Annotated in this window: 4 protein-coding genes; 3 read left to right on the top strand and 1 reads right to left on the bottom strand. The window is 60.7% G+C overall.

Annotated elements, in window-relative coordinates; translation table 11 throughout:
- The 3 genes from LAN64_20650 to LAN64_20640 all read left to right on the top strand — a co-directional run.
- Positions 1–413 (top strand): hydrogenase (locus LAN64_20650; protein MBZ5570236.1); only part of this gene is annotated, 413 nt, incomplete at its 5' end.
- Between the two features lie 323 nt (positions 414–736).
- Complete coding sequence (locus LAN64_20645) at positions 737–1,363, top strand: response regulator transcription factor (GenBank protein MBZ5570235.1); 627 nt, start codon at positions 737–739, stop codon at positions 1,361–1,363.
- 317 nt (positions 1,364–1,680) lie between these two features.
- Positions 1,681–1,899, top strand: coding sequence for a hypothetical protein (locus LAN64_20640; protein MBZ5570234.1), 219 nt, complete (start codon positions 1,681–1,683; stop codon positions 1,897–1,899).
- 121 nt (positions 1,900–2,020) lie between these two features.
- Here LAN64_20640 and LAN64_20635 read toward each other — a convergent pair whose 3' ends face one another.
- The gene (locus LAN64_20635) at positions 2,021–2,878 is read right to left on the bottom strand and encodes a sigma-70 family RNA polymerase sigma factor (protein MBZ5570233.1); all 858 of its coding nucleotides are present in this window, start codon (positions 2,876–2,878) and stop codon (positions 2,021–2,023) included.
- Between the last annotated feature and the right edge of the window lie 147 nt (positions 2,879–3,025).

Genomic DNA, 3,025 nt, shown 5'->3' with positions numbered 1-3,025 from the left:
TAGACGACATTCCTGTCCTGGCGTCTAGCTTCCTGGAACAAGCGGCAAGGCGGATGCATTGTGCCACTCCAGCTCTGACGCGGGAGCACCTCCAGGAGCTCACGAGCTATACGTGGCCCGGCAATATTCGCGAGCTGCAAAACGTCATTGAGAGGGCGGTCATTTTGGCGAGGGGCGGAACACTGCGTATTGCTCTGCACCAAGCAGCCAGTCCTTCCGTGGCAGGAACAGAACGCCAAGCTCCTGTTTCAACCCGCAAGCAGTTTCTCGAACTCGAACGGCGGAGTATCCAGGAAGCGCTCCTAAAGTGCGGCGGAAAGATCTATGGCGCCGATGGCGCTGCCGAGCTACTTGGCATGCGTCCGACCACTCTCACTTCGAAAATTGCGGCACTGAGGATCAAACGACGCTAGATTTCGGTCAGTGCTGCCTCCGTGGTGGATGCGTGAAAGCGTCGCGGGAGTCTGAATCTCGGATCGGGCCGGCGCCATCACCAAGGAGGCTGGCGGGGCGCCGGCCCGTGGCCTGAGACCCGCCGACTCGTGGTTACCTCGATTTGGTTACGAAAGCTCACTGACCGGCGTGTTATCACAAAAACCTTCCATCTCGTGATGCCCCGAGAGGTCCCCTTACAGTACCTTCGGAGCAGGAGGGATTTATGGCTTGTGCGGCTGCAGCGATTCTCTCGGTCCCAATCTCAGCGAGGTTGCGGGTGGTGCCGCGGCGCATTCGCGTCTTGACCGTGGACAGTCAGCAATTGGTGCAAGAAGGCTTGGCCGCCATGATCAATCGGGAGCCGGACATGACGGTCGTAGCCACAGCTTCGACCGGGGAAGCGGCCTTGACTGGTGTGTGGCGGTACAGGCCTGACGTCGTGACGCTCGATCTCCTCCTGCCGGACATACCGGGGGAGGAACTGGCCCGGCGCATCCTGGCCGACTTTCCACAGACACGGATTGTGGCGATTACCTCTGCTCGGAGTCACATACGCGCGCGGCGTGCCTTAGATGCTGGCATCCACGGATACTTGTCGAAGGCGGCGCCGGTCTGCGAATTTCTCCAAGCGATCCGTCAAGTGCAGGCCGGCGCGCGGGTGATACCGGGTCCGGTGATGTTACAGGACGCCGACTACCGGCCGGAGGGGGCAGATGGAAACGCTAGAACAAGCGAAGTGCAACGTGGCCGACCTTCACTGGCTGGCAACCCTGCTCACGGGGTCTCGCGAAACCGCCAGCGACGTGACAATTCAAGCCCTGTATCCGGTGGACGAAGCGAACGCCTTCTTTTCCACCTGGATGGATGCGTGGTCGAGGAGGATTTTCATCGCCAAAGCACTGGCTGCGGTGCGGGAAGATCTTGCTGAGTTTGCCCGCCGCACCGCGTTGAGGCGCCCCGAAAAGTCCGAGCTTCCGCCGCGGTCCTGGACGCTCGACGACGAAACCACAAGGTCGGACCTGGAACGGGCGCTGCTTCTGATTGACGTGTTTCCACGAGCCGCCGTCCTGCTGCTGCTATTTGAACGGGTGCCGTTGAACGACGTCGCGATCCTCTTGGATTGCGAACCGGACCTAGTCCGTAAAGCGCTGGCAGTCGGTGCTCGGGAATTGACGGTCAACCTCGCCAAGTTGCAAGGTGCGAAACCCGTAGTAAGCGGATCAAGTACAAACTGTGAGGACCATCATGTCACTTCAACTGAAATTCCATTTTAGTCTCTTCGAACGCCTGGGCATTCGCTGGTGCCGCATGATGCACAATTCGCCGATGTGGCCCATGCGCGGGCATTACCGTTGCCGCACCTGCGGCCGCAACTTCCTTATCGCATGGGCGAGTGCGCGGGCGGCCGAGCCGGTGCAGATCTGGATCCGGCCGGAACAGCGTGTCACCCGACACGCAGCCTGACCCAGGAAAGGGCGGACAGCGATCAGCAACAATGAGAGCATTACTTGCCGCTCCCTGGCGGTCGCGTTTTCGTATCAGAATTCGCACCGCGTGTGAGCAAGCAGTCCAGCTTTCATCCTTCTCACGCGGCCTTTCGCAAGATTTCGCGGCGCGAGCGCAAGTGCGGCGCCAGCTTCTTCTTGGAATTAAAGACTCTCCACTGCACGGTGCCGATGGGAATGGCTTGAGCGGCGGCGATCTCGTGGTATTCCCACTCCTCGACGAAGCGCAATGTCATGGTCTCCCTTTCCTGGTCATCGAGAAACTTCATCCAATCCTCGAATTCTAGGGTCGGCGCGAACACATTGCGGTTCGCCGCCGGGAGAGTCTCAGCCATGTCCGTTAAGTCGACCGCGGGAACCTGGCGCGAGCGTTGGGAGAAGTACCGGCAAAGTGCGTTGCGCGCCACCTTAAATAGCCAGGCGCGAAACAACTTGTGGTCGCGAAGCTGTCCCGCCTTCAGGTAAACCGTGAGCATCACTTCCTGCGCCAGATCTTCGGCGATGCCTGTTTCGTGCCCGCGCCGGCGAAAGAATGCAACCAACTGCGGCGAAAAGATGCGGAATAGATCGGCAAACGAGTTCTCGTCGGCTTGTTCCAGGAATCGTTCCGCCACATCGCGCTCTTGCGACTTCGTCGCCGGTTCCCTGATTTCCACGCTATCTGTGATCTCGACGTCCACTACCCTACTTTGCAGGATTCGCCGGCCCGGCACGAAGGTGAAGTCCTGGGAACCGATCGCCACGCCCTCGGTGTGGGCACCACACAACTCGGCGCAGGCGCGGACGCCGGCCAGGTGTTGCGGGCGCAGCCCTGGCTTCTCACGCTTTGCCCGTGCGTCGAAGAAATGGACCGGCCGCTGGAGCACCGCAGCAAGCGCCGTGGCGAAACGAACGATGGTACCGCTGCCCGAACCCTGCGCACCATCGATCTGGATCATCTCGACTCCGGTAGACACAATAGCCCGCCTTCCACGGCGCATAGTACCACCAACGACAAGCGCGGTCGTAATTCACATCCGTGAATACGCGGCGCTCGTGCGCGGCGACCGAGCCGGCGCGGCACCGCGTCTGCGGCGCTCCGGTGG

This window comes from Terriglobia bacterium, assembly GCA_020073185.1.
Taxonomy (GTDB): domain Bacteria; phylum Acidobacteriota; class Terriglobia; order Terriglobales; family Acidobacteriaceae; genus JAIQGF01.
The sequence above is the reverse complement of the archived record's forward strand: the minus strand, read 5'-3'. Positions and strand labels throughout refer to the sequence as shown.